The sequence below is a fragment of the Chloroflexota bacterium genome, assembly GCA_026713825.1.
Taxonomy (GTDB): Bacteria; Chloroflexota; Dehalococcoidia; order Lucifugimonadales; family UBA1127; genus UBA1127.
The window spans coordinates 14,437-39,777 of record JAPONS010000013.1; the positions used below are offsets into that span (position 1 = coordinate 14,437).

General features: G+C 66.3%; 20 protein-coding genes, 1 tRNA gene and 1 pseudogene. 13 read left to right on the forward strand and 9 right to left on the reverse strand.

All coding sequences use genetic code 11. The annotated features are described in order from the left end of the window. Positions 1-48: 48 nt before the first annotated feature. Positions 49-1,491, reverse strand: coding sequence for an ammonium transporter (locus OXC99_01720; GenBank protein ID MCY4623716.1), 1,443 nt, complete (start codon positions 1,489-1,491; stop codon positions 49-51). A 273-nt stretch (positions 1,492-1,764) separates the two neighbouring features. Between OXC99_01720 and OXC99_01725 the strand changes: the two genes are divergently transcribed. Next, positions 1,765-3,522, forward strand: a complete 1,758-nt coding sequence (locus OXC99_01725; GenBank protein MCY4623717.1) for a purine/pyrimidine permease — start codon at positions 1,765-1,767, stop codon at positions 3,520-3,522. Positions 3,523-3,652: 130 nt separating this feature from the next. Here the strand turns inward: OXC99_01725 and OXC99_01730 are convergent, their stop codons facing one another. Both OXC99_01730 and OXC99_01735 read right to left on the reverse strand, forming a co-directional pair. Continuing rightward, complete coding sequence (locus OXC99_01730; GenBank protein ID MCY4623718.1) at positions 3,653-3,907, reverse strand: DUF3892 domain-containing protein; 255 nt, start codon at positions 3,905-3,907, stop codon at positions 3,653-3,655. A 107-nt stretch (positions 3,908-4,014) separates the two neighbouring features. Beyond that, positions 4,015-4,485, reverse strand: a complete 471-nt coding sequence (locus OXC99_01735) for an ImmA/IrrE family metallo-endopeptidase (GenBank protein ID MCY4623719.1) — start codon at positions 4,483-4,485, stop codon at positions 4,015-4,017. A 765-nt stretch (positions 4,486-5,250) separates the two neighbouring features. On the opposite strand from OXC99_01735, the gene OXC99_01740 reads away from it, so the two are divergent. The 6 genes and pseudogenes from OXC99_01740 (at position 5,251) to OXC99_01765 (ending at position 9,208) form a co-directional block, all read left to right on the forward strand. After that, the gene (locus OXC99_01740) at positions 5,251-5,892 is read left to right on the forward strand and encodes a DedA family protein (protein MCY4623720.1); all 642 of its coding nucleotides are present in this window, start codon (positions 5,251-5,253) and stop codon (positions 5,890-5,892) included. Between the two features lie 220 nt (positions 5,893-6,112). Further along, positions 6,113-6,463: pseudogene (locus OXC99_01745) on the forward strand (DUF427 domain-containing protein). 18 nt (positions 6,464-6,481) lie between these two features. Next, positions 6,482-6,910: a DUF427 domain-containing protein gene (locus OXC99_01750; GenBank protein ID MCY4623721.1), complete on the forward strand. Its 429-nt coding sequence runs from the start codon at positions 6,482-6,484 to the stop codon at positions 6,908-6,910. A 189-nt stretch (positions 6,911-7,099) separates the two neighbouring features. After that, positions 7,100-7,756 carry a hypothetical protein gene (locus tag OXC99_01755; protein MCY4623722.1) on the forward strand — a complete coding sequence of 219 codons (657 nt, stop codon included), beginning with the start codon at positions 7,100-7,102 and terminating at the stop codon, positions 7,754-7,756. A 139-nt stretch (positions 7,757-7,895) separates the two neighbouring features. Beyond that, positions 7,896-8,537: an SRPBCC family protein gene (locus tag OXC99_01760; GenBank protein ID MCY4623723.1), complete on the forward strand. Its 642-nt coding sequence runs from the start codon at positions 7,896-7,898 to the stop codon at positions 8,535-8,537. Then, complete coding sequence (locus tag OXC99_01765; GenBank protein MCY4623724.1) at positions 8,534-9,208, forward strand: RICIN domain-containing protein; 675 nt, start codon at positions 8,534-8,536, stop codon at positions 9,206-9,208. The genes OXC99_01760 and OXC99_01765 overlap by 4 nt, the downstream gene beginning before the upstream one ends. Positions 9,209-9,232: 24 nt before the next feature. Here the strand turns inward: OXC99_01765 and OXC99_01770 are convergent, their stop codons facing one another. The 3 genes from OXC99_01770 to OXC99_01780 form a co-directional block, all read right to left on the reverse strand. After that, positions 9,233-10,006 carry an alpha/beta hydrolase gene (locus tag OXC99_01770; GenBank protein ID MCY4623725.1) on the reverse strand — a complete coding sequence of 258 codons (774 nt, stop codon included), beginning with the start codon at positions 10,004-10,006 and terminating at the stop codon, positions 9,233-9,235. A gap of 45 nt (positions 10,007-10,051) precedes the next feature. Then, the gene (locus tag OXC99_01775; protein MCY4623726.1) at positions 10,052-10,525 is read right to left on the reverse strand and encodes a DUF1801 domain-containing protein; all 474 of its coding nucleotides are present in this window, start codon (positions 10,523-10,525) and stop codon (positions 10,052-10,054) included. Positions 10,526-10,592: 67 nt separating this feature from the next. Then, positions 10,593-10,667: transfer RNA gene (locus OXC99_01780), tRNA-Ile, on the reverse strand. A 46-nt stretch (positions 10,668-10,713) separates the two neighbouring features. Between OXC99_01780 and OXC99_01785 the strand changes: the two genes are divergently transcribed. The 3 genes from OXC99_01785 to OXC99_01795 all read left to right on the forward strand — a co-directional run bounded on the left by OXC99_01785 (position 10,714) and on the right by OXC99_01795 (position 14,461). After that, complete coding sequence (locus OXC99_01785) at positions 10,714-10,902, forward strand: hypothetical protein (protein MCY4623727.1); 189 nt, start codon at positions 10,714-10,716, stop codon at positions 10,900-10,902. A gap of 136 nt (positions 10,903-11,038) precedes the next feature. After that, positions 11,039-12,424: an NAD(P)/FAD-dependent oxidoreductase gene (locus OXC99_01790; GenBank protein ID MCY4623728.1), complete on the forward strand. Its 1,386-nt coding sequence runs from the start codon at positions 11,039-11,041 to the stop codon at positions 12,422-12,424. A gap of 192 nt (positions 12,425-12,616) precedes the next feature. Continuing rightward, positions 12,617-14,461: an ABC transporter substrate-binding protein gene (locus tag OXC99_01795; GenBank protein MCY4623729.1), complete on the forward strand. Its 1,845-nt coding sequence runs from the start codon at positions 12,617-12,619 to the stop codon at positions 14,459-14,461. A gap of 198 nt (positions 14,462-14,659) precedes the next feature. Here OXC99_01795 and OXC99_01800 read toward each other — a convergent pair whose 3' ends face one another. The 3 genes from OXC99_01800 to OXC99_01810 form a co-directional block, all read right to left on the reverse strand. Further along, positions 14,660-15,718, reverse strand: coding sequence for a 5-methyltetrahydropteroyltriglutamate--homocysteine methyltransferase (locus OXC99_01800; protein MCY4623730.1), 1,059 nt, complete (start codon positions 15,716-15,718; stop codon positions 14,660-14,662). A 20-nt stretch (positions 15,719-15,738) separates the two neighbouring features. Next, positions 15,739-16,911: a cobalamin-independent methionine synthase II family protein gene (locus OXC99_01805; protein MCY4623731.1), complete on the reverse strand. Its 1,173-nt coding sequence runs from the start codon at positions 16,909-16,911 to the stop codon at positions 15,739-15,741. A 190-nt stretch (positions 16,912-17,101) separates the two neighbouring features. Then, entirely contained in the window at positions 17,102-17,608 is a 507-nt protein-coding gene (locus OXC99_01810) for a cache domain-containing protein (GenBank protein ID MCY4623732.1), read from the reverse strand. A 167-nt stretch (positions 17,609-17,775) separates the two neighbouring features. Here OXC99_01810 and OXC99_01815 point away from each other — a divergent pair, with 167 nt between their 5' ends. The 3 genes from OXC99_01815 (at position 17,776) to OXC99_01825 (ending at position 25,189) form a co-directional block, all read left to right on the forward strand. Continuing rightward, positions 17,776-18,393, forward strand: coding sequence for a hypothetical protein (locus OXC99_01815; GenBank protein ID MCY4623733.1), 618 nt, complete (start codon positions 17,776-17,778; stop codon positions 18,391-18,393). A gap of 197 nt (positions 18,394-18,590) precedes the next feature. Further along, positions 18,591-21,764, forward strand: coding sequence for a PD-(D/E)XK nuclease family protein (locus tag OXC99_01820; GenBank protein MCY4623734.1), 3,174 nt, complete (start codon positions 18,591-18,593; stop codon positions 21,762-21,764). Further along, a complete protein-coding gene (locus OXC99_01825; protein MCY4623735.1) occupies positions 21,761-25,189 on the forward strand; it encodes a UvrD-helicase domain-containing protein in 3,429 nt (1,142 codons plus the stop codon). The genes OXC99_01820 and OXC99_01825 overlap by 4 nt, the downstream gene beginning before the upstream one ends. Positions 25,190-25,341 lie beyond the last annotated feature (152 nt).

The following is a 25,341-nucleotide window of genomic DNA, read 5'->3' on the forward strand; positions in this document are numbered from 1 at the left end:
CCGCGTCAACAAATGCGTATTTGGGCCTATGCGCTCTTACCCCCTGGCCTACTCTTCCTCAATATCGTCGTAGTAGTCGGGGTCCGGCATGAGGACGAACTCCGGGTAGGACTCCATGTGGAGCTCGCCGGCGTCCTGGCCCAAGCGCTCGACCTGATGGGAAATGCGGGCGCCAAGGGTCATGTCGAGGACCTTCCATGCGCTCCAGGAGATGCCGAACACCGTCGCGCCTATGACGGCGACGCCGAGGAGTTGGATGTGGAGTTCGGCGCCTCCGGCGATGCTGGCGGCGAGGGTGCCCCAGATGCCGGCGAAGAGGTGGGCGGGGACTGCGCCGACGACGTCGTCGATCTTCACGTACTCCAGGAAGCGCAAGCCGGCAACGACGATCAGGCCGCCGATGGCGCCAATGAGGATGGCCCAGTAGTGGTCGACGAAGTTGGGCGCGGCGGTGATGGAGACGAGGCCGGCTATTGCGCCGTTCAGGACGGCGAAGAGGTCAGTGCGGCCAAGGATGTGCCGGGACACGATGAGGGCCACCACGACGCCGGACGCGGCAGCGAGGTTTGTGTTCACGAGGACGATGCTCATCCAGACGGCGTCTACGGCGCTGCCGAGAGCGAGCTGCGAGCCGCCGTTGAAGCCGAACCAGCCGAACCAGAGGATGAAGACGCCCAGCGTGACGACGAGGATGTTGGAGGGGGGCGTGGGGCGGACGCTGCCGTCGCGGGCGAACTTGCCGAGGCGGGGGCCGATGACGACGAGGCCGGCGAGGGCGGCCCAGCCGCCGGTGCTGTGGACGATGGTGGAGCCTGCGAAGTCGGTGAAGCCGAGGGCACTGAGCCAGCCGCCGCCCCCGGTCCAGGCGCCGATGAGGGGGTAGGTGAATCCCGTGAGGAAGAGGACGAAGAGGAAGAAGGACCACATCTTGACCCGCTCGGCGAGGGCGCCGGAGACGATGGAGGCGGTGGTGGCGACGAAGACCATCTGGAAGAACCAGCCGGACATGGAGGCGTAGGAGGACTTGGCGAGGACACCCGCTGCGGACGCACCGGCCTCGGCTTCGAGCAGCGCGGCCTCGGCGGCGGACGAGCTGTAGGTGAAGGCGAACGTGCCGATGAGCTCGCCGAGGTTGAGGCCGAGGATGGTGAGGTCTCGGCCGACGTCGACGTACATGAGGTTGTAGCCGATGACGAAGTAGGCGAGGCCGGCGATGGAGTAGAGGCCGATGTTCTTCATGCAGATCATGGAGGCGTTCTTGGTGCGGACGGACCCGGCCTCCAGCATGGTGAAGCCGGCGCACATCCACATGACCAGGGCGCCCCAAACGAGGAAGGAGAAGGTGTTGAAGACGAAGGCGGCCTCCTCCTCAACGCCCATGGCGTGGGCGACGCCGGGGCGGAGGAGCATGAGGAGGAGGGTTGCGATGCCGGTTGCGGCGAGCATCGAGGGGATGCGGTAGCTGGTCACCAGGCCGCCAAGCGCTCTCATGGCAGTCCTCCTCCACGGTATCTGTGAACGAGTGGCCAAACGCCAACCGGAATCTATCACTAGGGGCTATATCCGCGCTAGGTACCGTCGCGGGCCTTCCACGCAGGTTGCGGGCAAGATTGTATCGCCGTAATCGCGTTGCTGTGAACGCAGTCTCAATTCTATTGCGGAATTGAGACTTTCTTGCTTGCTACCCTGCTGCCCGGTACCATCGGCGCGGCCGGGACCGGAGTCCGCGTGGGGGACTAGAGACGATCAATTGCGGGGTGTGGGATGGCAAGGGAAGTGGTCAATGAGCATGTGCGGTACGAGCCGGAGGAGAACCCGCCGCCGTTAATCGCGCTGGGGGCGGGGGCACAGGCGGCGATGCTCATTGTCGCGCCGGTGGTGCTGACCGTCGTGATCGTGGTGCGCATCGCGGACGCGTCCGACAGCTACCTGACGTGGGGCGTGTTCGCGGCCATGCTGGTGTGCGGCATCTCGACGGTGCTGCAGGCGGCGCGGGTCGGGCGCATCGGGTCCGGGCACGTGCTGATCATGGGGACGTCGGGGGCGTTCATCGCGGTGTGCGTGGCGGCGCTGGACCTGGCGGGCCCGGCGACGCTGGCGAGCCTGGTGGTCATCTCCTCGCTGTTCCAATTCCTGCTGGCGGCAAGGCTTTCGCTGCTCCGGCGGATCTTCACGCCCGTCGTGACGGGCACTGTCATCATGCTGATTGCGGTCACGGTGGCGCCGATCATCTTCGGGTCGTTGACGGACGTGCCGGAGGGGACGGACGACATGGCGACGCCACTGGCGGCAGGGGTGACGCTGCTGGTGGTGGGGGGCATGGTGCTGCGCGCGCCGTCGTCGCTGCGGCTGTGGTCACCGATATTGGGGATCGCGGCCGGCTGCGCTGTGGGCGCGCCGTTCGGCCTCTACGACACGGGGGCAATTGCCGACGCAGCGTGGGTGGGCGTGCCCTTCCGCGACTGGCCGGGCTTCGACGTGACGCCGGGGCCGGAGTTCTGGGCGCTGCTGCCGGCGTTCATCGTCGTGACGCTGGTGGGGGCGATCGAGACGATCGGGGACGGCGTGGCCATCCAACGGGTGTCGCGGCGGCGGCCCCGGGCGACGGACTTTCGGGTGGTGCAGGGCGCGCTGAACGCGGACGGCGTGGGGAACCTGCTGTCCGGGATGGCGGGCACACTGCCCAACACCACGTACTCGACGAGCATCTCACTGGCGGAGGTCACGGGCATCGGCGCGCGGCGGGGGGGCATCATCATCGGCGTGATCATCCTGGCGCTGGCGTTCTTCCCGAAGTTCGCGGCGCTGCTCATCGGGATACCGTCACCGGTGGCCGCGGCGTACCTGCTCGTGCTCATCTCGCTGCTGTTCGTGCAGGGGATGCGGATCGTCGTGCAGGACGGCGTCGACCACCGGAAGGCGACGGTCGCGGGGGTAGCGTTCTGGGTGGGCGTGGGGTTCCAGAGCGAAATGATCTTCGCCGACCTGCTGGGCGACGGGTTCCTGGGCATCCTGCTGGGGAACGGGATGACGTCGGGCGCGATCGTGGCCGTCGCCATGATGGCGTTCCTGGAGCTGACCGGGCCCCGGCGCAGGCGGTTGCGGGTGGATGCGGGGGATGAGGCGTTGCCGCGGGTGAGCGGCTTCCTGCGAGAGTTCGCGACGGGCGCGGGGTGGAACGCGGCATCGGCGGAGCGTCTGGTGCTGGTGGGTGAGGAGACGCTGGCGAGCATGGCTGACGGTGGGGAAGAATCAGCCACGGAAGACCCCCGGCGGCTGGTGGTAACCGCCCGATCGGTGGGCGGCGCCGCCGAGCTGGAGTTCGTGTCGGCGGCGGAGGGTGAGAACATCGAGGACCGGCTGGCCTACCTGGGAGAGAACCCGGAGATCACGGACGGCCGGGATATTTCCTTCCGGCTGCTGCGGCACCTGTCATCGTCAGTAAGCCACCAGAAGTACCACGGTGTGGACGTGGTGGCGGTGCGGGTGGCGGCGCGGCAGGGCGGGGAGGACGGGGGGTAGGGGTGTAGCCGCGTGGTGGAACGTTTGAAGACCACCACGCGGCCGCAACTCACTTATATGCTGGCCTAGAGGGGATCACTGTCCCAAGGGTTCCCTTAGAACCGTTAGCTATTCGCCCGAGAGTATCTGGCTAGCAATTGGGCAGAGTGTCGAGATTATCCGAACACGAGGAGTTTGGGTCGGTTCGCAGGTATTTGCCCGTAAGTCCATTAATGACACGAACGTCTGCCCGACGGAAGTAGGGATCCTGCACGAAGTAGGTATGCCACCGTTGCTCGATGTGGTAGATGGCGTCTGACTTGGAGACTTGCCACCCTGAGCCGCACAGCGCCGTGATATCCCCGTAAATGTCCTTGCCAGTCCTGGTCACTCTTAGGTCTGCCATGTTGGGCGCCTCCCATAGTGTATTGTGTACTTGCGCACAAACACACTTTAACGTGAGTTGCTCAGTTGCGCAAGTACCTACAGAAGGCCAAAATGATGCATTTCTTGCTAAATGAGTATGCCCAAGTCTTGGAGGCGGATTCCGAGAGCTGTAAGGGAAACTCCCCACGCCTTCGCCGCGACGGACAAGTCTCTAAGCTTCTCTCTGTGTTCTGGCCGGCGCAGCAGTGACTCCGGTAGCAGGAGGTGCGCTGCTAGTTTGTTGGCGTTCATTTCCCGAATACGGTGATCCTCAGACAACCCGGCAGGCTCCTTAGCATAGCAGTAGGGCTGTAAACCTACTGTATCAAGGTCCAAGCTAAGTTGTTCAGGGCTGTCCGCGTCGTACACCCAGTGAGCAAACTCATGAGCGAGCGTGAAGCGTTCTGGGCCTATGATATCGACAAATAGGGCCTCGTGTTTCGAGTTGAGGACAATTCTCCGTTGACGTGGGGCCAACCCCCCAAGAATCGTTGTTCCATTGGGCTCATCAATTTCTTCCCAGAGGATTTCAAGCCCGTATGTTTGCTCGATGATCATTTCAATGGGGATGGGTAAGTCAACTTGCTGGCCAGTCCGTGATGCATGCCGTATGAGAATCTTGCTGGCAGTGCTTGCATGTTGGTGGTTGGGACGGGGGTAAGTCATGCGAGGCATCAGGACTTGTTGGCCTTCCATTGTCGTAGGAATTGGAGGGAACTCTGAGGGTCTGACGCGAGTGACTGCATCAAATCGGCGGGGAGTCGCCCTGCCGCCAACATCAGTTCGTCGTAGTCGCAAGACAGTGCTTGAGCAATCCTGCGCAAGAGTTCATCACTCGGACTCTCACGACCGGCTTCAATCTTGGAGATGTGTGGGGTTCCCACGCCCACCTTCTCGGCTAGATTGCGCTGAGTCATGGAGAGCCTAAGGCGTTCTCGCCTAATCCGCTGACCGATGGGCTCAAGGCTGCTCATGAACCCTAGTATTGCTACTCTTGTGTAATTGCGCAACTAGTCTTGCCTCAACATGCAGACGTAAACAGCAACTCGGTACTCAGGCCATCAATCCAGCGAGAAACAGCTCTAAGCCAAGACCCTGAGCACAAGCGTAATCGCATGCAAAACACCAAGGCCCTCGCACCGATGTGCCCTGTTGTTTGCTTAGCGTCATTGGCACTCCTGCAAAACCGTTGCCAAGCGACTCCAATATAGTGGGTCCACGACACCTCGCACGTCTCCACCATTCATGTCGTATGCTTTCATAAAGAGGGTGCAGCGTACTTGCTCTGCCTGCTCCCTTTCACCACACTGAGGCGGGGCCTGCATGACGCATCTCCTGGAGCTGGTTGGCGGTTGGATTGAGGAACTGATCCTTGCCATTGGGTATCCGGGGATTGTGCTGGTCATGGCGATTGAGAATGTGTTTCCGCCGATACCCTCTGAGGCGGTGCTGCCGTTTGCGGGGGCGCTGGCGGCGGACGGGGAACTGAGCTTCTGGGGCGCCGTCGCCGCGGGGACGGCGGGGTCGGTGCTGGGGGCCGTCGTGCTGTACGCCGTGGGGTACGTGGCGCACGAGGCGGGGGTACGGCGGCTGGTGGCGGCGTACGGGCGGTACGTTTTCATCTCGGAGCACGACCTGGACCGGGCCGCGGGGTGGTTCGAGCGGTACGGCGAGGCCGTGATCTTCTTCGGACGGCTCATCCCCATCATCCGGAGCATCGTGTCGGTGCCGGCGGGGTACACGCGGATGAACCCGGTGCGGTTCCTGCTGTACACGACGCTGGGCACGGCGCTGTGGAGCCTGCTGCTCACGTACGCGGGGTGGGCGCTCGGCGAGAACTGGGAGACGATCCGGGAGTACACGGGGCCGTACGAGAACGGGGCGCTGGCGGTGATTGTGCTCGGCGCCGTGGGGTTCGTCGGGTGGCGGGCGTGGCGGCGATGGCAGTCGCGCGGCGAGGGGTGAGGCGGCGGTTGGGCAGCCTCACGAATGGACATAACGGCGAGCTTCTGGACGTTCCTCGCGGGCTCGCGATTTGGGCGCTCGCGGCGATGGACGGGCGGCACGCAGGGGGGTAGAATCGCGCTGTCCAACGCGCCGGGGCATCGGTCGAGGCGCGGCGGGGTGGAAATCGAGTCGGGCAACGGGCTCCCGTGAACGGAAAGCGGGGGCAAAGGAGGGACTTATGACTCAGGTATTCAACGCGTACGCGGTGGGCGCCGCCAAGGGCATCGAGGAGCACGTGGCGTTCCTCGATCCGACGCCCAAGCGCATCCGGGCGACGTTTGCCGGCGAGACGATCGTCGACTCCCGGAATGCGGTCATCATGTACGAGACGCGGCACCAGCCGGTCTACTACTTCCCGCTCTCGGACGTGAGGATGGACCTTCTGGCGGAGACGGCCCACGGCACCCACTGACCGATCAAGGGAGACGCTCAGTACTGGAGCGTCAAGGTTGGCGAGCGCGAGGTGGAGAACGCCGTGTGGGCGTACCCCGATCCGCTGGAGGACTGCGTGGACGTTCGGGAGTACGTGGCCCTCTACTGGAACAAGATGGACGCCTGGTTCGAGGAGGACGAGGAGGTCTTCATTGGGCCGAAGGACCCGTACACGCGGGTGGACTGCCTGGCGAGCTCGCGGCACGTGCGCGTCGAGGTGAACGGCGTGACGGTGGCGGAGACGACACGGCCGGTGCTGCTGCTGGAGACGGGGCTGCCGCACCGCTACTACATCCCCCGCGAGGACGTGAACATGGACCTGCTGCAGGCCAGCGACCGCGTTGCGGGCTCGCCTTACAAGGGCGAGGCGAACTTCTTCCACGTCGAGGCCGGGGGCGAGACCATCGAGAACCTCGCGTGGACGTACAACGAGGCGTGGGCGGAGTCGAGCAAGGTCTCTGGCCTCATCTGCTTCCCGCAGGGCAAGGCGGACACGTACGTCGACGGGGAGCTGGAGCCGAAGCCGAAGAGCCGCTGGGACTAGGGAGCGGATGACAACACCGGAGGCAAGCGGCCATCGAGGCGGCCTGATTCGTCCGGGGCAGGACTGCGCGGACCGGGTCTTCCTGAACCGCGCAGCTGCCCCCGGGCGCAGGCCGGGCCAGCGTGAAGCCGGCCGTCGCGAGGGCGGCCACGGGTGGGGTCGGGGCGCCAGCCCTGAGAGGCGAGGGGTATGGACATCAACGACTTATTCACCACCGGACTCAACGTGGATGACGCCCTGAACCTGCTGTATGACGTGGCGGTCTACGTCCTGGGCATGTCCATCTACGCTGTCTTCGTCTTCAAGTACTACCGGTTCGTGGCTTCCAAGGACATGTTCGCGCTGGACCTGTCCAGATTCGAGGAACGGAGCCTCCGGTGGGCACGGTCAACCCTCCACGTCATCCTCTACGTGTTCAAGTACCTCATCGTCTTCCCGGTCTTCGCCTTCTTCTGGTTTGCCGTTCTGACGCTGATCCTGGCGTTCCTCTCGAAGGACCAGACTTTTTCCGAGACGCTGCTGGTGGCGCTCGCGACGGTCAGCGCGATCCGCGTGACGGCGTACTATAACGAGGACCTCTCGCGGGACCTTGCGAAGATTCTGCCGTTCGCGGTGCTGGCCATCTTCCTCATTGACGCGTCGTTCTTCTCTGTAGGGGAGTCTCTCGACATCCTGAAGGAGGCCGGGGACTACACGGAGAAGATCGTGTACTCCCTGACGTTCATCGTGGCCCTGGAGCTCGTGCTGCGGGTCCTGAACGGCATCGTGACGGCGATATCGCGCCTCGGGCAAGCGGCGGCGAAGGTGGACGAGCCGGAGGAGGACGCGGCGGGGCGGGAGCAGTAGGGCCCGGCGTCCAGCCGGACGCAGTTTCGTTGGGGACGTGCTTGTGCAGCGCACGCGCCGGCGTGCGTTCCAAAGCATCATACGCCTTCATCATGCGTTATCATTCTTTGCCAGCACTTTTGAGAGGGTAGGTGGAACTATGGAAATCGACACTCAAGGGCATCTCAGCACGATGGGGCGGTCTGTGTTGTATCTAGAGCGCGACGGGAAGGGGGCCTCCGCGGTCATCCTCGCCCGCAGCTTCCAGACGACGATTGAGGACGTGTGGGAGGCCATGACAACCAGCGATCGCATACCGCGCTGGGCTATGCCCGTCTCCGGCGATCTGGAGCTTGGGGGCCGCTTTCAGCTCGAAGGCAACGCGGGCGGGACGGTGGTGGAGTGCGAGCCGCTGTCACGCTTCTCGGTCACCTGGGAGTTCATGGGGGACGTCAGCTGGGTGGACGTCCAATTTGCGGACGACGGGGCCGGCAACGTCACGGTGACCGTCACACACACTGCGATCCTCTCGCCCTTCTGGGACGACTACGGGGCGGGCGCGGTGGGCGTTGGCTGGGAGACGGCGCTCTTGGGGCTCGCACTCCACATTGCGGACCCGGATGCGGCGAAGCCGGACGAAATGGAGTTCGTCACGTCGCCGGAGGGGAGAGCCTACATAGAAGGCAGCAGCGAGGCATGGGGGCAGGCGTCGATCGCGGCTGGAACGGACCCCGACGCGGCGCAGGCGGCGGCACGGCGCACGACGGGGTTCTACACGGGCGAGCCGGTGGAACCTGCTTGACGATTCGCCTTATATTCGTCGCGTTTGCGATTCTTGTGTTGGCGGCTTGCGATTCGACGGAGGAAGAGGTGGTGATTACCCCCGGCGTTGATAATTCTACGCCGGAAGCAATCCTGCCTTCGCCGACTCCCGTGCCGCCGACGCCTGTGCCCGCCACGCCGACGGCGGCGGCTGTAGTCGCGTCCGACGGGGTCGCGGTGGATGCGGCCGTCGCCGCGCGGACGCTGGTGCAGCTTGTGGACCCGCTGGACGAGCCGGAGTTCTACTGCGTGGACGTGCCCGGCTTCGGGTCGAGCCTGAGGCTGGAGGCGGCGCTGATGGCGCATACGTGCAAGCCGGGGGCGGACGACGAGATATTCGCGGTGAACCAGCCCGGGCCGGGCAACCTCGTCATGCCGGCATACGACCTGTGCATGGAGGCGAGCGGGACGGAGTCGCCCTCGGAGCTGCTGCTGCGGGAGTGCTCGGACTCGGCGATGCAGCAGTTTGTGCTGGACGACGAGGGGGCACTGACGCTTGCAGGGACGGGGCTGTGCGTCGCGGCGGCGCCGGGCGCCGGGGAGCCGACGGGCGGGCCGAGCCACGTGCGCCGCGACCTCGCGCTGGTGGACTGCGGCGAGGCGGAACCTGCGCTGCGGCAGTGGGCGTTTCCGGGGCCGTCGCCGGCGTAGGGGCGCCGTCTCTCGCTTGTCACCCTAGCGCCGGCCGATGAACTCCAGCACGAGGCCGTTGAAGACATCGGGCCGTTCCCAGAAGCCCGCGTGTCCGGCGTCGGGCAGCAGCTCGAACTTGGAGCCCGGAATGTGTGCCGCGAGCATTCGCATGAGGGCCGGTGGAGCGAGGAGGTCGGCGTCTCCCGACAGCACGAGCGTTGGGGGCTGCATGGTCTGGAGCCGGGCGTAGGTGATGGGTTTGCTGACCGGGGGAAAGGGGCGAGTGCCTTCGGGCCTGGCGGCGTGGTCGATTTCCAGCCAGCGCGCCACTCCCTCGGGGTTGGTGGCGCGGTAGGAGGGGCCGAGCTCGCGCAGCTCCACGGGGAGGTCCTGGATCTCCGGCGGGCGGGCGCGCCGCTGGACCTCGAGGTAGGGCTCGTCCTGCACGCCGCCGATGGTGTTGGCGGCGACGAGGCTGCGGACGCGCTCCGGATGGGCGAGGGCGTAGTCGAGGGCGATGAGGCCTCCGGCGGCCGTCGCGACGAGGTGCACGGGCGGGAGGGCGAGGGCTTCCAGCAGGGCGTGAAGGTCGTCGCTGGCAGACTCGGTAGGGGGCTCAGGGCTGGTGGGGTGGGAGCGGGCCCAGCCTCGGCGGTCGTAGGTGACGCAGCGGTAGCCGGCGGCGGTGAAGGCGGGGAGCTGGTGGACCCAGGAGTCGGCGGCGCCGGTGAGCGCGTGGAGGAAGACGACCGGGTTACCGGGGCCGCCGGTGTCCTCATAGTAGAGGTTGACGCCGGGTAGGGGGAGGCAGGGCATGGGGGAACCGTCCTTCCTAGTGGTGGCCGTCAGGTTCACTCGATGTCAAAACCCCTTCCAGCCGGGGATGGCGGTTGCCTGGCGGACCCAGTCCGCCATTTGCTCCTCGTCGTAGTTGCCGTCCTCGTAGATGTGGACGTAGCGGGCGTCCGGGTCCTTGGAATCGACGGGGGGCATGGGGGTCAGCGACTTGCCGTAGAGGAAGGCGACCTTGATGTACTTCGCGAAGCAGTGGAAGCTGATGGACCAGCCCATGCCCTGGACGCCGTAGAAGGGGGAGTTCCAGCGCACGGCCTTCCGGATGCCGGGGACGGTGGCGACGATGAGGTCATCGAGGCGGCGGCCGATGTCGCGCTTCCAGCCGGGCATGGCGGCGATGTAGGCCTGGACGGGGCCGTCGCCGTCGCCCTTCGGGACCTGGGGGTTGCCGCCGGAGAGGAGGACGACGCCGTCGGCGTTGGGGACGAGGGGGGGCCTCTTCGCGGCGTTCGTTCTTGTTCCGGGCGACTTTTGGGCCATTGCGTTCACCTGAAACGTAGCCTTGGAAGGCTGATTTGGCGAGGAACGGGGCCACGCATGTCAAGGCTGGTGGGCCCGGATGGATTCGAACCATCAACCCAACGATTATGAGTCGTTTGCTCTGCCCTTGAGCTACGGGCCCCAGATTTGATGATAGCATAGGCGCATCTCCGCTTGGGGGTTCTCTCTTGCTGCTGGGTGACGTGGTGTTCTGGGTGGGCATTGTGCTGCTGGCCGGCGGGCTGTTGTGGCGCGTCCGGCTCCGTCGCGACGATGAGGCTGTTGGAGGGCGGCTCGCCGGGCGCGCGCCGTACCTGCTCATGCTGGCCGGGGTTGTGCTTGCAATCGCGGGGCTTGTGCTTACCGGAACGCTGTAGCGCGGAAGCCTCTCAATTCGCCCCGCTCTATGCCGCCTCGCGCGGGGGTATTATGGGAGCAGGGAAATCACGGAGACAGGGCGCGGTGCGGGCATCGGCCCGGAGGGCGCAGGAACCCCCGCGAAAGGAGGGCGTTATGGCCGAGGAGTTTGATGTTGTCGTCATTGGCGGCGGGCCGGCCGGGGAGAATGTGGCCGGACGAGTGCGGGCCGGCGGACTGACGGCAGCCGTCGTGGAGTCGGAGCTGGTGGGCGGCGAGTGCTCGTACTGGGCGTGCATGCCCAGCAAGGCGCTGCTGCGGCCACAGGAGGCGCTGGCGGTGGCGCAGCGAGTGCCCTCGCTGCGGGGCGCGATCACAGGGGGCATCGACGTGGCGCGGGCGCTGCGGGCGCGGAACGCCTTCGCCAGCAACTGGAACGACGAGGGGCAGGTGCAGTGGCTGGCGTCTGTGGACGCGACGCTGGTGCGCGGGCACGGGCGCATCACGGGCGAGCGGACGGTGTCCGTGACCGGCTCGGACGGCGCGGTGCAGGAGCTTTCGGCACGGAAGGCCGTGGTGGTCGCGACGGGGACCGCGGCGGCGATGCCGCCCATCGAGGGGCTGGCGGACTCGGAGCCGTGGGACTCGCGGAAGATCGTCTCGGCGCAGGACGTGCCGGAGCGGCTGATCATCCTGGGCGGGGGCGTCATCGGCGTGGAGATGGCGCAGGCGTGGCGGTCGCTGGGGTCCGAAGTGACCATCGTCGAGCTGCAGGACCGGCTGCTGCCCGTAGAGGAGCCGGCGGCCGGGGAGTTCGTGGCCAAGGCCTTCGAGTCGAGAGGCATCGACGTGCGCACGGGGCAGGGCGTGACCAAGGTGTCGCGAGACGGCGGCACGGTGACGGCCACACTGGCCGACGGGAGCACGGTCGAGGGCACGGAGATCGTCGTGGCCGTGGGGCGGGCGGCAAACACGCGGGACATCGGGCTGGACAGCGTGGGGCTGACGCCCGGCCGGTACATCGACGTGGACGACCACCTGGTGGCCACCGGTGTGCCCGGCGGGTGGCTGTACGCGATCGGCGACGTGAACCGCCGCAGCCTGCTGACGCACATGGGCAAGTACCAGGCGCGCAACGCGGGCGACCACATCCTGGGGCTGGACGTCACCTCGTGGGGAGACAACATCGGCAGCCCGCGGGTGGTGTTCACGGACCCGCAGGTGGCCGCGACGGGGCTGACGGAGCAGCAGGCGCGCGACAAGGGGTTGAACGTGCGGGTGGTGACGTACCCCTACGGCGCCAGCGGCGGCGCGGCGGCGATGGGGGAGGGCATCGACGGGGAGTGCAAGTGGGTGGTGGACGAGGACCGGCGGACGCTCGTTGGCGCGACGTTCGTCGGGCCGGGCGCGGGCGAGCTGATCCACGCGGCGACCATCGCCATCGTGGGGGAGGTGACGCTCGACAGGCTGTGGCACGCGGTGCCGTCGTTCCCGACGGTCAGCGAGTTCTGGCTGCGGTTCCTGGAGATCTATGGGCTGTAGCCGACGTGTGAGGGGCCTGCCTTCGCAGGAACGACGAGGTTGAGATGGGGCGGGAACCTCATTGCCGGAAAGCGCGTCTATGTGTCTTATAGTAGGTAGTTGGAGAAAGGAGGTTGACTTTCAGCTAGGGCTTTGATACTGTTTGCGCACCTACTGCCCATAGGTTTGCCAACTTGTGACTAGGAGGGAGCTATGAGGGCAATTTCGGTCGGTGTGAGGCCGATGGTACTTCTGGCGATGGCGATGGCGATGGCGCTCGCGTTTGCGTTTGCCTGTGGCGGCGACGACGAGACGAGCACCGGGACCACCGCGACCACGACCACGACCACCATGACAGAGGCCCAACAACCCGTTGCACCGGCAGCAGCGCCGACGGCAGCGGGCATTTTCGCCGCGCCGGCGCAGCCGGACGCCGCTGCGATGCCGATTCTTGACGCACCCACAGTGACGGACAATCCCGTGATGACAGCGAAGATCACGCGCGTGGTCTTCGGCATGGAGCCGGAGTCCCAGGAGCACAACACTCCGGGCAGGCTCGGCCCGCCGACCAACACCCAGAACAACCCAATGTACGAGTACCTCATCGGCATGGACCCGGTGACGGGCGCATGGGTGCCTGAGCTGGCGACGGAGTGGAGCATCGAGCCCGACAACGCTTCCATCCGGTTCCAACTGCGCAAGGGCGTCCCGTTCCACAATGGTTGGGGCGAGATGACCGCCAAGGACGTCCGCCACACGTGGCAGGACATCACCCACCCCGAGGCTTCCCACGGTAACAGCGGAAACCTCCGCCGTGACGTCGAGGACGTACTGATCGTCAACGACTACGAAGTCATCTTCAAGTCGCCGTCCGCGAACGCGGGTCTCCTGTGGATCCTGACCCGCCAGGAGCAGAGCATCCTGGTGCAGAGCAAGGACCACTACGACGAGATTGGCGTGCCCGACCTGACGAAGCCGGCCATCGCTGGCACCGGTGTCTACCAGGAAGTGGAGCGGCGCCAGGGTTCCTACGTGCTCTACGAGCGCCCCCCCTACACCCACTGGAAGATGACCCCGGACTTCCAGGAACTGGAGATCAAGTGGGTGCCTGAGGCTTCCACTCGCCTGGCAGGCCTGCTGACGGACGAGATTCACGTGACTGAGCTTCCGGACGACCTGAAGATTCAGGCCGAATCCGCGGGCATGGCTCTCGCAACTGGCAACGCCGCCGGTCTGCGTGCGTTCATGGGCCTGCGCTATGGCGCACGCTGCCCTTGCGACATCGACACCCGCACCACAATCCCGGCCCTTGATGCCTCCTACAAGTTCCCGGATGCACCGTTGCACGACATTCGCGTGCGCCGTGCGTTGAACCAGGCAATCGACCGCAACGCCATCAACGAGGCGTTCTTCGGCGGCAAGGGCGACCCGATGGTGCGGAACCACCATCACCCGACCCGCCCGGGCTGGGACCCTTCATGGGAGACCCGGTTCGAGGATGCCTACGGCTACAATCCGACGAAGGCCAGGGAACTCTTGACAGAGGCCGGATACGGGCCTGACAACCCCTACGAGATCAACGTCCAGTTGACGCAGGCACTCGGCTGGCCCGGCGGTCCCGACGTTGCTGAAGCCGTCGCCGGTTTCTGGCGCGACGTGGGCGTCAAGACCAACTTGGTCACGCAAGACCCAGCCACCTACCGGGCGCAGGGCCGCAACTTCGAGTTCTCCAACCGAGCCATCATCAGCGGCACCAGTTCCCACATCCTGATGGGCACCCGCGTGTACGACATCGCGGCTAACCCAAGGATCGGCTCGCCGGAGGTCCCGGAGCGCGACGAGATTTACTACGAAATCGCTCGGACCCTTGACGCCGACAGGCAGGCGGAGTTGTTCAAGCAACTAGGCGAGATCTCGTTCCTCGGCTACTACGACATCCCGTTGTTCTGGCTGCCGCCTGAGGCCGCCTTCAACCCCAACTTCGTCAGCGACTACGTCTACCCCGGCTCCGTGACGGGCACGTGGACCCACATGGAGTTCATCCGGGCCGCACAGTAGCTGACGCTGGTTAAGTAGCCAAGACAAAAGAGCGCCCCCGCCGGAAACGGCGGGGGCGCTTCACGTCCTTCCCCGCTCGCCCTGAGGGAATTTGAAGGGCCTCCCACCATACCGGCGAGCGCCGGTATTCAAAGGGGGTTGCGGCGAGCTTTCTGGATTCCGGCTTCCGCCGGAATGACGGTGGGCGCGGCTCGTCCGCTACGGGGCGGCGTCCTCCATGATCTCCAGCTCTCGCCGGACGATGGCGGCGCCCTGTACGAGGGCTTGGAGCTTGGCGTAGGCCACGGGCCTCGGGAGGTACTTCATGCCGCAGTCTGGCGCGAGGACGAGGCGATCGGGAGGGAGGTGGCGCAGGGCGGCGCGGATGCGGCCCGCGACGGTCTCGGGCAACTCGACGTCGGGGTCGGCGAGGTCCAGGACGCCGAGGATGATGGTCTTGGACGGGAGGAGCTGCAGGGAACGCAGATCAAGGCCGGGCTGCGCGGCCTCGACGGACACTTGCTGCACGCTGCTGGCGTCAAGCTCCTCGAGGAAGTCGTAGGCGTTGGGCTTGGCGCCGGGGACCTTGGCGGCGTAACCGAAGCAGAGGTGGAGCGCGGTGACGCCTTCGGCGCCGCCCAGGGCGCGGTCGATGGCCTCGACGGCGAACTCGCGGGCGGCGCCGGCGCGGGCCTGCAGCCAGGGCTCGTCGAGCTGGACGACGTCTACGCCGGCGGCGAAGAGGTCGCGCACCTCCGCGTTGACGGCGCCGGCGAAGGCGAGCGCCAGGGCGCGCGGGTCGCGGTAGTAGTTGTCGACGCACTGCTGCGAGAGGGTGAAGGGGCCGGGGACGGTGACCTTGACGGCGCGGCCGGTCGCGCCGCGCAGGAAGCGGGCCTCGGCGAGCAGCACGGGCTGGGTGCGGGCGATGGGGCCGACGACGCGGGGCACCTCGACCGTCGTGCCGGCGCGGCGGCCAGGGACAATGCCCGGACGCTCCGGGTCGACGCCGCTGAGGGCGGTGGCGAAGGCGCTGGAGTAGCTCTGGCGGCGCACCTCGCCGTCGGTGACCACGTCGATGCCGGCGCGCTCCATGTCGCGGATGGCGACGGCGGCGGCGGCGTCGAGCGCCTCGGGCAGCGCCTCGTCCGGGACGCGCCAGAAGCCGCGCTGCAGGACGCGGGGCACCGTGCCCCGCGTCAGCACGTCGCGGTCGACGAGCCAGTCGGGCTGCGGGTAGCTGCCGACGACCGTGGTCGGCAGGAGCTTGTCGGGGATCATCGGGCCTCCGGCGGGGGCTAGCCCCAGAGCTCGGAAGTGGCCAGGTCCGCGCCCTCCTTGAGGGCCTTGAACTTGGCCCACGCGATCTGCTGGTGGACGCGCCCTCCGAGGCCGCAGTCCGTGCCGGCGATGACGTTCTCGCGGCCGACGAGGCTGGCATACTTGAGGATGCGGTCGGCGACGAGGCGCGGGTGCTCGACGACGTTGGTCGCGTGGCTGACGACGCCGGGGACGAGGAGCTTGCCGTCGGGCAGCTTGGTTGTCTCCCAGACGCGCCACTCGTGGTCGTGACGGACGTTGCCGGCCTCGATGGAGAAGGCGTCGGCGTTGACCTTGAGCATGATGTCGACGATGTCCTCGAGGGGGATGTCGTAGGTGTGCGGGCCGTGCCAGCTTCCCCAGCAGATGTGGTAGCGCACGAGCGACGAGGGGACGTTGGACAAGGCGTAGTTGAGGGCTTCCACGCGCAGGTCTGCGTACTTGCGGTACTCGTCCAGGTCAGGGCGGGAGACGAGCATGTCCCAGGTGTCGGGCAGGCCGGGGTCGTCGATCTGGATGACGAAACCGGCGTTGGCGATGGCCTCGTACTCCGGCCGCATCATCTCGGCGATGGCGTAGACGAACTCCTCTTCCGTCTTGTAGTACTCGTTGAAGAGCCGGTGGTCGATGGTGCCGGGGGCGAGGGTGGGGATGAACCCCTCGGCGTAGTCCACGCCCTCCAGCGCCGCTTGAAAGTTGGCGACGTCCGTGTTGACGAGGTCATGGCCGATGTAGGAGAGGGGCCCCGTGCAGATCTGCATCTCGCGAGGCTGGTATTCGCTGCTGACCAACCTCAGGCCAAAGCCCGATTCCTCTGCGTAGAACTCCCGAAAGTCGGTGCGGTCGCGGCCGTCCATGCTCATGGAGGCCACCTGACCCTCAGCGGGCACCTTCATCTCGAAGCCGCTGATGCGCTCGTCCAAGTAGAGGTTGAAGCTGGGCTTGGACTCCTCGCCCTCGCCGATGACGTCTATGCCCAACTCGACCTGCCGGTCGACCACCTCTTTGACCGCCTGCTTCACCTTTTGGTCGAATTCGGCCGGGTCATACGGCTGACCGGTGCGCTTTGCGGTGAGCAACGGCTGCAGGTACTTCGGACGGGGCAGGCTTCCTGCGTGCGTGGTGAGAATGTGGTCTTCACTTCGCTTCATGGGGACGGTCCCTCCTGCGTTGAGTTGACACTTGTGCCTGGAGATGCGGCACGGGCGCAGTCCATGGACACCTGCACCGTGCGGCGCACGAATGCTATGGGGAAGGTGAATGGGTGTCAAGGGCGGAAGAGGAGCCCCCTGTCGAGCGCGTCGACAGGGGGCTCCTTGGCCAGATACACAGGTCCGAGCGCTAGCGCTGGTACCAGCCCGAGCCGAATATGAGGCCGTCTTTCTCGACGACCCACGAGTGTTTCTGTTCCTCAGCACCGGTGTTGGGGTTCAGGTACGTGTAGCTGACCCAATCGCCGTCTTCCGTGGCGGCCGCAAGGGCGTTTCCGAAGTGGAACCCGTCGGCTCCCTTGAAATCGTCCGACGACAGGGGCTTGCCAACGTTGTCAGGAATGGTGGCGTGGGCGATGAGCACGCCGTCCTCGTCGGCAATGAAGACGTACCAGTCGCCGTCGACGCTTGCCATGGTGTTGTAGTAGGCGACCGTGTCGTCGAGGCCGTCGTCCTCGTATCGCACGATGGCGTCTTCAACAAAGTACCTGGTGTATGCGCCGGGCTCCGTGACGGGCGAAGGAGTTTCACTGGTGTTGACCGAGACGTTTACACAGGCTGCAGCGAGCGCAAAGGCCGCAAAGGCAATTAGTGCAAGGGAACCGGTATTCAGGCACCTGCCGGGGCTCCAGTTCATGGTGTTTCTCCCTCCACTTCGGAACCAAGTTTGCTTGATTGCCAATCTCAGAATACGTTGGGCCTTTGTTTCTTACAAGCAAAAAGTACAAAAGCCCCTAACGTGGGGCCATTTGATAGTGTACCATCTGCGGGTGAAACCCTGATAAAAACGAAGGAGGGGTGGTAGTGAAGACACTGCGGACGACGATATTTGTCCTTGTCGCCCTCGTTGCCCTGTTTGCTGTGGCGTGCGGTGATTCCGAGGAGGAGACCGTGGTGGAGCCGACACCCGAGCCCACGGTGGCGCCAACGCCTGTGCCCCCGACACCGGTTCCCCCGACGCCGACTTCCGAGCCGGTCATGCCGCCCGCTGATTCGACGGACGGCGACGCGACGGCCATGACGTTCGACGTGCCGGACTTCGGGCCCGAAACGACGGGCCAGGAAATTGCCGATGCGTTCTTCAGTCCGGAGGAGATTTCCTGCATCACCACCGCCATAGGTCCCGAAGGGGTCCAGGCATTGCTTGGGGCAAACGTACTGGACCCAGCCGCGCAAGGCTCGACAGAGGTGTTCGGCGAGTGCCTTACCCAGGAGAATTCCGTCACGCTCTTCCTTGCGGGGTTCAAGGCAGCAGCCGGCGGCGCCTTTGACGAGGACACCCTGAACTGTATCGGCAACGCGATTGCGCCGAACTACAAGGCGCTGTTCGCGGCTGAGACGGACCCGGCAGTGATGTTCGGGATATTGCCCTGTCTCTCTCCAGAACAGATGACGGCGCTATCAGGTCTCGCGCCTCAGTAGCGGGGCGGGCTTACAGTAATTGGTGACGTGCCCTCCGGTGTGGAGGGCGGCACGGGCGGGGGCAGCGACCCCGCCCGTCTTGTCGCCGTGAAGTACCGCGCAAGTGTCACTGTCACAGTTGCTCCCTGGCTGAGGGATTGGTAGGCTTCGCACCATCCCGGACCATTGAACATTGCAATCTTTGTGGGGGAACCGCATTGCAGGTTTACCTGGAGCCATACGGCAGGCCATCGCGAGAGCGGCTGCAGGCGCTGGTGGCAGAGGCCAAGGCAACGAACCCGCTGGCACCGGTGACCGTCGTGCCGCCGAACGCCTACGCGGGCATCGGCCTGCGGCGCGTGCTGGCGGGGGAGAGCGGGCTGCTCAACGTTGGCTTCATGGCCTTCGCGCGCCTGGCAGAGCAGCTTGGCGCCCCGAGCATGGCGGCGCAAGGACGCCGGCCCCTGTCGGCCGCGGCGGAGATGGCCGTGATCCGCGGGGTGGCGACCGAGCTCGCAGGGCAGGGGGGGCCGCTCGGCGGCGTCGCGACGCACCCGACGCTGCACCGCTCGCTGCAATCGACGTTCCAGGAGCTCGTGAAGCTGACAGAGAGCGAATTGGACGCGCTGGCGGCGTTGGACGACCTGAGGCAGGCGACGGTTGAGTTGTTCCGCAGCTTCCGGGACCAGACCAAGGGGTACTACGGGCGGGAGGACATGGCGTGGGCGGCTGCTGAGGCGGTGCGCTCGGGCAGGGGGGAGCCGGCGCTGCGAGACCTAGGCGGGCTGGTCTTCTTCCTCCTACCGAAACCCTCGCCCGCCGAAATTGCGCTTCTGGACGCGCTTGCCGGAGCGGCACCGTGCAACCTCGTGGTGGGCCGTGCGGGCGAGGCGGACGTCGACGACGCGGAGGGCGTGTGGTGGGAGAGCCTTGGCACGGCGACCGCCGCGGGGTCCAGCGCCGACTCGACGGGCGTTGACGCCGCGCCAGAGGCAATCGTGTCGGCGCCGGACGCGCGCGAGGAGGTGCGGCAGGCAGTGCGGGAGATGCTTCGCCTGGCGGAGGATGGCGTGCCCTTCCACCGCATGGCGGCGCTCTACCGACGGGTCGACCCCTACGCCTTTCAGCTACGAATGGAGCTTGGCTTCGGGGGGATACCGGTGGCCGGGCCGGACCCGTCGCCGCTGCGGGACTCGGCGTCCGGGCGACTGTTCACCGGACTGCTTGCGGTCATCGAAGACGACTTTGGCCGGGCGTCGCTGATGCAGTGGCTGGCGGACGCGCCGGTGTGGAACGCCGCGAGCAACCATTCGGCCTCCGGCGAGCGCCAGCGGTGGGAGGCGCTCTCGCGGGAAGCGGGCATCGTGCGCGGCGTGGAGCAGTGGAAGGACAGGCTGCAGAAGCTCACCGCCGAGCTGGAAAAGCGCCTTGAGCCGTCGGAAGGACGGGGCGAGCTCAGCGAAGGCCAATCGAGGGCGTATGCCGAGCGGGTTGCCAGCGCCAAGCGGCTGGCCGCGTTTGTGGAGCGGCTGTCGGAGCAGGCGCCCCCGGTGAACGGCAGCGCGTGGAGCGCGTACGCAGGGTGGGCCAAGAGCGCTCTCAGGGACTATGCACAGGGACAACGCGGATGGACAGAGCCACAACTGGACGCGCTGCGCCGCATCGAACTGGCGTTGGAGGAGTTGGGCAAGCTGGACGCCGTGGAAGCTGAGACGACGCTGGCGAGGTTCCGGCAGGCGCTTGACCATGCACTCTCAAGACCCGTCGGCCGAAGCGGGGCCACGGGCACGGGCGTATTCGTGGCGGGGCTTGGCACGGCGACCGGCATGGAGTTCGAAGCTGTCTGGCTGCTGGGCATGTCGGAGGGTGACTCCCCGGCTCGAGCCAGCGAAGACCCGCTGCTGCCCGATGCGATACGGGCGACATTGCCCAAGCGGACGTTGCCGCTACGGCGGGAGGAGCAGCTGCTGGAGCGCGGCAGCTACCTGGCCGCGCTGGCGACGGGGCAACGCAGGCGGCTTTCATACTCCCGTGTGGATCCGGTTCAGCGGCGGCCGCAGTACCCCTCGCCCTGGCTCCTCGAGGCCGCATCGACGCTGGCCGGCGAGCCCGTGACGTCCGACAGGCTCAACGGGTACGGCGCACCCTGGATGACGGTGATCGAGTCGATGGAGGACGCGCTGCGGTTGGCGGAGAGAGGCCGCGCCGCCGACGGGCACGAGTATGACGTGCTGGCGCTTGCCGACTGGCGCAGGTCGGGGAACCGCCTTCGCTGGCACCCGCTGGCGTCGGGCGGCGCGCCGCTGGGCCGCGCGCTCGCGATGGAGCGAGGGCGCGGTTCGACGGAACTCACGGCGTGGGACGGGTATGTTGGCGACATCGCGCCGGGCAGCGCGCGGTTGGGGGGGTCGCTCTCGCAGGTCATGTCGCCGACGCGACTCGAGACGTGGGCCACCTGCCCGTACCGGCACTTCCTTGGAAGCGTCCTCCGGCTTGCGGCATGGGAGACGCCGGAAGAGGTGTTGACCATCTCCGCGCTGGAGCGGGGCAACCTGATCCACGGCATCCTGGAAGCGTTCATCAATGAGGCGCTCGCAGCGGGAGCTCCCCAGCCGGAGCAGGGGTGGACGGCACAGGACCGGGAGCGGCTCCGGGAGATTGCTGCCGAGAGGTTCGCGGATGCCGAGCAACGGGGCGTGACCGGACGGCGCGCACTGTGGGAGGTGGTGCAGGAGGACATTCTGCAGGACCTGGACCGGTTTCTGGAGGACGATGCGCGATACCGGGCCGCCGAGGGCATGCTGCCCCTTCACGCCGAGTACGGGTTTGGCTTTGGCAGCGGCGATCCGGTGTCACTGACGCTGCCCGGCGGCGCAGTGCAGTTTCGCGGTTACATCGATCGGGTGGACGCCTCCGCCGACGGTCTGCGCGCGGTGGTGATGGACTACAAGACCGGCAACACTTACCAGTATCAGAAGATGAAGGATGACCCGCTGGTGGCGGGGAAGAAGCTGCAGCTGCCCGTCTATGCGCTGGCGGTGCGCGAAAGGATGCTGCCGAACGCCACGCTGCGAGCGGAATACTGGTTCGTGTCCGCCACGGGCGCTGCGGCGCACTACCCCGTTGACCTGGACGCCATCGAAGCAACGTTCAGAACGACGGTGCTGTCCATCGCCGAGGGGGTCCGCGGCGGCGTCTTTCCCGCCGTCCCAGGACCCAACCGCAACGGCGAGTTCGAGAACTGCCGCTACTGTGACTTCAAGCGAGTCTGTCCCGCCAACAAGCAAGCGTTGTGGGCGCGAAAGGCGGGCTCGCAGCAGGCGCAGGCCTACGCGAGGCTCGGCGCACCCGCGGGCGACGAGGACGACAGCGAAGAAGAGGACGTCGAATGACCGGGCATCAGGGTTTCGAGGACCAGCATCACCGTGACCGCATTCAGTCCAGCCTGGACGAGAACCTCTTCGTCGAGGCGGGCGCCGGCACCGGGAAGACCACCGCGCTGGTGGGACGCATCGTCACACTGATCACTTCAGGACAGGGCCAGATGGCGGGACTGGCAGCCATCACGTTCACGGAGGCGGCCGCCGCCGAGCTGCGGGACCGTGTGCGGCGGGAGCTCGAGAAGGCGGCGGCGGACGAGGGCCTGGACGCGGACTCGCGTGCCAGGCGCCGAAAGTCTGTGGCGGAGATGGACGCGGCGTCGATCCAGACGCTGCACAGCTTTGCGCAGTCGCTGTTGCGGGAACTCCCGCTGGAGGCGGGGCTGCCGCCGGGCTTCGAGATGATGGACGGTGTCGAGGCGGACCTGCGCTTCCAGGAAGCGTGGGACGCATGGCTGGACCATACGCTGGAATCAGACGACCTGGGGCCCAAGCTGGCCCGGGCGCTGCACCTTGGCCTGAACCTGGAGCTACTCCGCCAAATCGCCATGCTTCTCGACCGTGACTACGACCTCGTAGCGAAGGCGTCCATCCCGGCAGCGCCCGAACCGCCGCTCACTATTGGCGCCCGGTTGGCTGAGGCGTTGCCGGAAATCGAACGACTGATGGATCTGTCGCAGATTGGCGCGGGCGACCCGCTGTACGACCTCGCGACGGAGGTTGCAGGGGTGGCGCAGCGGTTGCCGGAGGCTGGCAGCGCCAGCCTCGGAGGCAACAGTCCCGGCGGTAATCGTGGCAGCTATGAGCGGGCAATCGTGCGACTGCTGGGCTGGCAGCGGCTGCACACCAACCGCGGCAGCATGAGGGACTGGGACAAGGACCCAGTCAGCGGCGACAACGCTTGCAGGCTGCTGAAGGCCCTCATGAAGGAGCTGGACGACATCCGCCAAGAGGAGATCCTGGCGCTGCGGAGGGCAGCCTTCACACCGGCGCTGGAGGCTGTGCGGGAGTTTGTGGTGGAGCAATCTCACAGGAGGAAATCGGCCGGGCAGGCAGGGTTCCACGACCTGCTTGTGTGGGCGCGGGACATGCTGCGCGACAACCGCGAGGCGCGTCGGCGGTTCCAGCGAAAGTTCCACCACATCCTTGTGGACGAATTCCAGGACACGGACCCCATCCAGGTGGAAATCGCCTTCTACCTTGCGGGTGACCCGGACGAGACCAATGCCGGCGCGTCCGGGGGCTGGGAGGCGGTCGCACCGGTCCCCGGCAAGCTATTCATGGTGGGTGACCCGAAGCAGTCGATCTACCGGTTCCGCCGGGCGGACATCGTGACGATGGCGCACGTACGCGACCACCTCGTCGACGAGAGCACACCGTTGCAGCAGAACTTCCGCTCGCAGCAGAGCATCATCTCGTGGGTCAACCACGTTTTTGGGAAGTGGATGCGGGCAGACCACCAAGAACTGCAGGCGGAGTACCGGGACCTCGTCGCCACCCACGGAGTGACCGAGGAGGGCCAGGAAGCGCCGGAGCCGGCGGTGTACTACATGGGCGAGGACATCGACGCCAGTATGGACACCGCCAGGCGCATGGAGGGCCAGGCTTCGGCCGCCCTGGTGCGCGAGATCAGGGAGGACCGGTGGCAGGTGCGGGACCAGTCGACGGAGGCGTGGCGGGACGCCACCTACCGGGACGTTTGCGTTTTGCTCCCGACAAGAACAAACCTTGACACGCTGGAGCAGGCGCTGGAAGCGGCGGACGTGCCCTATCGAATTGAGAGCGAGTCAATCGTGCTTGGCACGGAGGACGTGCGGCAACTGCTGAATTGTCTACGGGCCATCGATAGTCCGGGTGACCAGGTGGCGCTGGTTGCCGCGCTGCGCTCGTCGGCATTCGCCTGCAGCGACGTGGAGCTTCTGCAGTTTGCCGACAGTGGGGGGCGCTTCGACTACCTGCATCCCGGGGCGGCCACGGGGCCCGTTGCCGACGCCCTGGCGGCGTTGCGCGAGTTCCACGAATCTTCCGGGCTGACGCCACCGGACGCGTTCATAGAGGCGTTCATCCGGGAACGCCGGCTGGTGGAACTCTCCTTCGACCGGCGGCGGCCGCGGGAGCGGTGGCGGCGGCTGCGGTTCGTGGTGGAACAGGCGCGAGCGTACCTTCGGGCGGGCGGCAGCTCGCTGCGGGGGTTTCTCGACTGGATCGAGCGGCAGGTGGCGGAGGGGGCTCGCGCGGTGGAATCGCCGGCGCCGGAGTCGGACGAGGACTGCGTGCGGATAATGACGATTCACGCGGCAAAGGGGCTGGAGTTTCCCATTGTGTTGCTCAATGGGCTTGGGGGTGGCCAACGCACTACACCGGAGGCCGTGATCGTGGACAGGAGCACTGGGCAGGCTGAAGTCAACATAAGCATTTCCCGGGGCGTTCACGTGTCAACGCAGGGGTATACGCCGGCGCAGGAACGGGAAAAGGCAGCGAGTGAGGCAGAGGGTGTTCGGCTGGCATACGTGGCCTGCACCCGCGCCAGGGACCATCTGGTTGTGAGCCTCTTTCGGAAGACCAGCAAGAATGACAATTCTCGGGCTGCCAAGATGGCAGGGTATTGCGAAGACCGCCCGGAACTTCATCGGGAGCTCGACTGGAGGCGGCTGGCGGCGGCCGCCGAGGCCTACGCGCCGCAGGCCGATGAGGACCGGGGCACGTCCGCTGGAGACTTCGACGGCGCGCGCGCCGAGTGGGCGGCGCGGCGCGAGTCGACCATTGCGGAGGCGTCTCAGCCGCAGGCGCAGGCGGTCACGGCCATCGCGCAGGGAACGAAGGGGCAGGCGCCCGGGTCCGCGCCGCCTGACGACACCGTGACGTCGGACAAGACAGAGGGCAGCGACGGCGAGGTATCGTACCGGCGTGGGCGCGCCGGCACGAACCTGGGCCGCGCAGTCCACGCCGTGCTGCAGAGCATTGACTTGCTGACGGGAGAGGGGCTGGAGGACATCTGCCGCGCGCAGGCGGAGGCGGAAGGCATCGGGGATATGGCGGAGGAGGTCATGGAGCTGTCACGCAACGCGCTGGCAATGAAGACCGTTCGGGACCTAGTTGCGATGGTTGGGCAGGGCTCTGCCAGCTACTACCGCGAGGTCTTCGTGAGCGCGAAGCTGGGCGGCAGGCTGGTGGAAGGGTTCATCGACCTGTTGATCGATAGGCCGGACGGCGTATCTATCGTGGACTACAAGACAGACCGCCTGACTCCGAAGGGAGTACAGGAGCTGGGGCCGGAGTATGAGATCCAATTGGGGCTCTATGCCTGGGCGGTCGCAGAGACCACCAAGAGGCCAGTGAAGGGGGCTACGCTTCTCTTCCTACGGCCCGAAGAAGAGCGGCCATTCACTGACGTCGATTCTCTCATTGGGCAGGCCAAGGCTGCTGCGGAGGCATGAGCGCGGGTAGCTGTTCACGCCGGGGAGCAATGGTGGGGGCCGCTTTGCGGCCCCCACCATTCGTTTTCGCGACGGAGTGGCTAAACCAAGATTCCGGGGGGGGGGAACCGCACGCCCGCGGCGGGGAGCCCGCCTGCGGTGGTTCTGCCCAA

Excerpts from the sequence above, each read along its gene's own strand:
- OXC99_01720 (MCY4623716.1), bottom strand. The coding sequence starts at position 1,491 with ATGAGAGCGCTTGGCGGCCTGGTGACCAGCTACCGCATCCCCTCGATG.
- OXC99_01725 (MCY4623717.1), top strand. The coding sequence starts at position 1,765 with ATGGCAAGGGAAGTGGTCAATGAGCATGTGCGGTACGAGCCGGAGGAG.
- OXC99_01730 (MCY4623718.1), bottom strand. The coding sequence starts at position 3,907 with ATGGCAGACCTAAGAGTGACCAGGACTGGCAAGGACATTTACGGGGAT.
- OXC99_01735 (MCY4623719.1), bottom strand. The coding sequence starts at position 4,485 with ATGATCATCGAGCAAACATACGGGCTTGAAATCCTCTGGGAAGAAATT.
- OXC99_01740 (MCY4623720.1), top strand. The coding sequence starts at position 5,251 with ATGACGCATCTCCTGGAGCTGGTTGGCGGTTGGATTGAGGAACTGATC.
- OXC99_01750 (MCY4623721.1), top strand. The coding sequence starts at position 6,482 with ATGGACGCCTGGTTCGAGGAGGACGAGGAGGTCTTCATTGGGCCGAAG.
- OXC99_01755 (MCY4623722.1), top strand. The coding sequence starts at position 7,100 with ATGGACATCAACGACTTATTCACCACCGGACTCAACGTGGATGACGCC.
- OXC99_01760 (MCY4623723.1), top strand. The coding sequence starts at position 7,896 with ATGGAAATCGACACTCAAGGGCATCTCAGCACGATGGGGCGGTCTGTG.
- OXC99_01770 (MCY4623725.1), bottom strand. The coding sequence starts at position 10,006 with ATGCCCTGCCTCCCCCTACCCGGCGTCAACCTCTACTATGAGGACACC.
- OXC99_01775 (MCY4623726.1), bottom strand. The coding sequence starts at position 10,525 with ATGGCCCAAAAGTCGCCCGGAACAAGAACGAACGCCGCGAAGAGGCCC.
- OXC99_01790 (MCY4623728.1), top strand. The coding sequence starts at position 11,039 with ATGGCCGAGGAGTTTGATGTTGTCGTCATTGGCGGCGGGCCGGCCGGG.
- OXC99_01795 (MCY4623729.1), top strand. The coding sequence starts at position 12,617 with ATGAGGGCAATTTCGGTCGGTGTGAGGCCGATGGTACTTCTGGCGATG.
- OXC99_01805 (MCY4623731.1), bottom strand. The coding sequence starts at position 16,911 with ATGAAGCGAAGTGAAGACCACATTCTCACCACGCACGCAGGAAGCCTG.
- OXC99_01810 (MCY4623732.1), bottom strand. The coding sequence starts at position 17,608 with ATGAACTGGAGCCCCGGCAGGTGCCTGAATACCGGTTCCCTTGCACTA.
- OXC99_01825 (MCY4623735.1), top strand. The coding sequence starts at position 21,761 with ATGACCGGGCATCAGGGTTTCGAGGACCAGCATCACCGTGACCGCATT.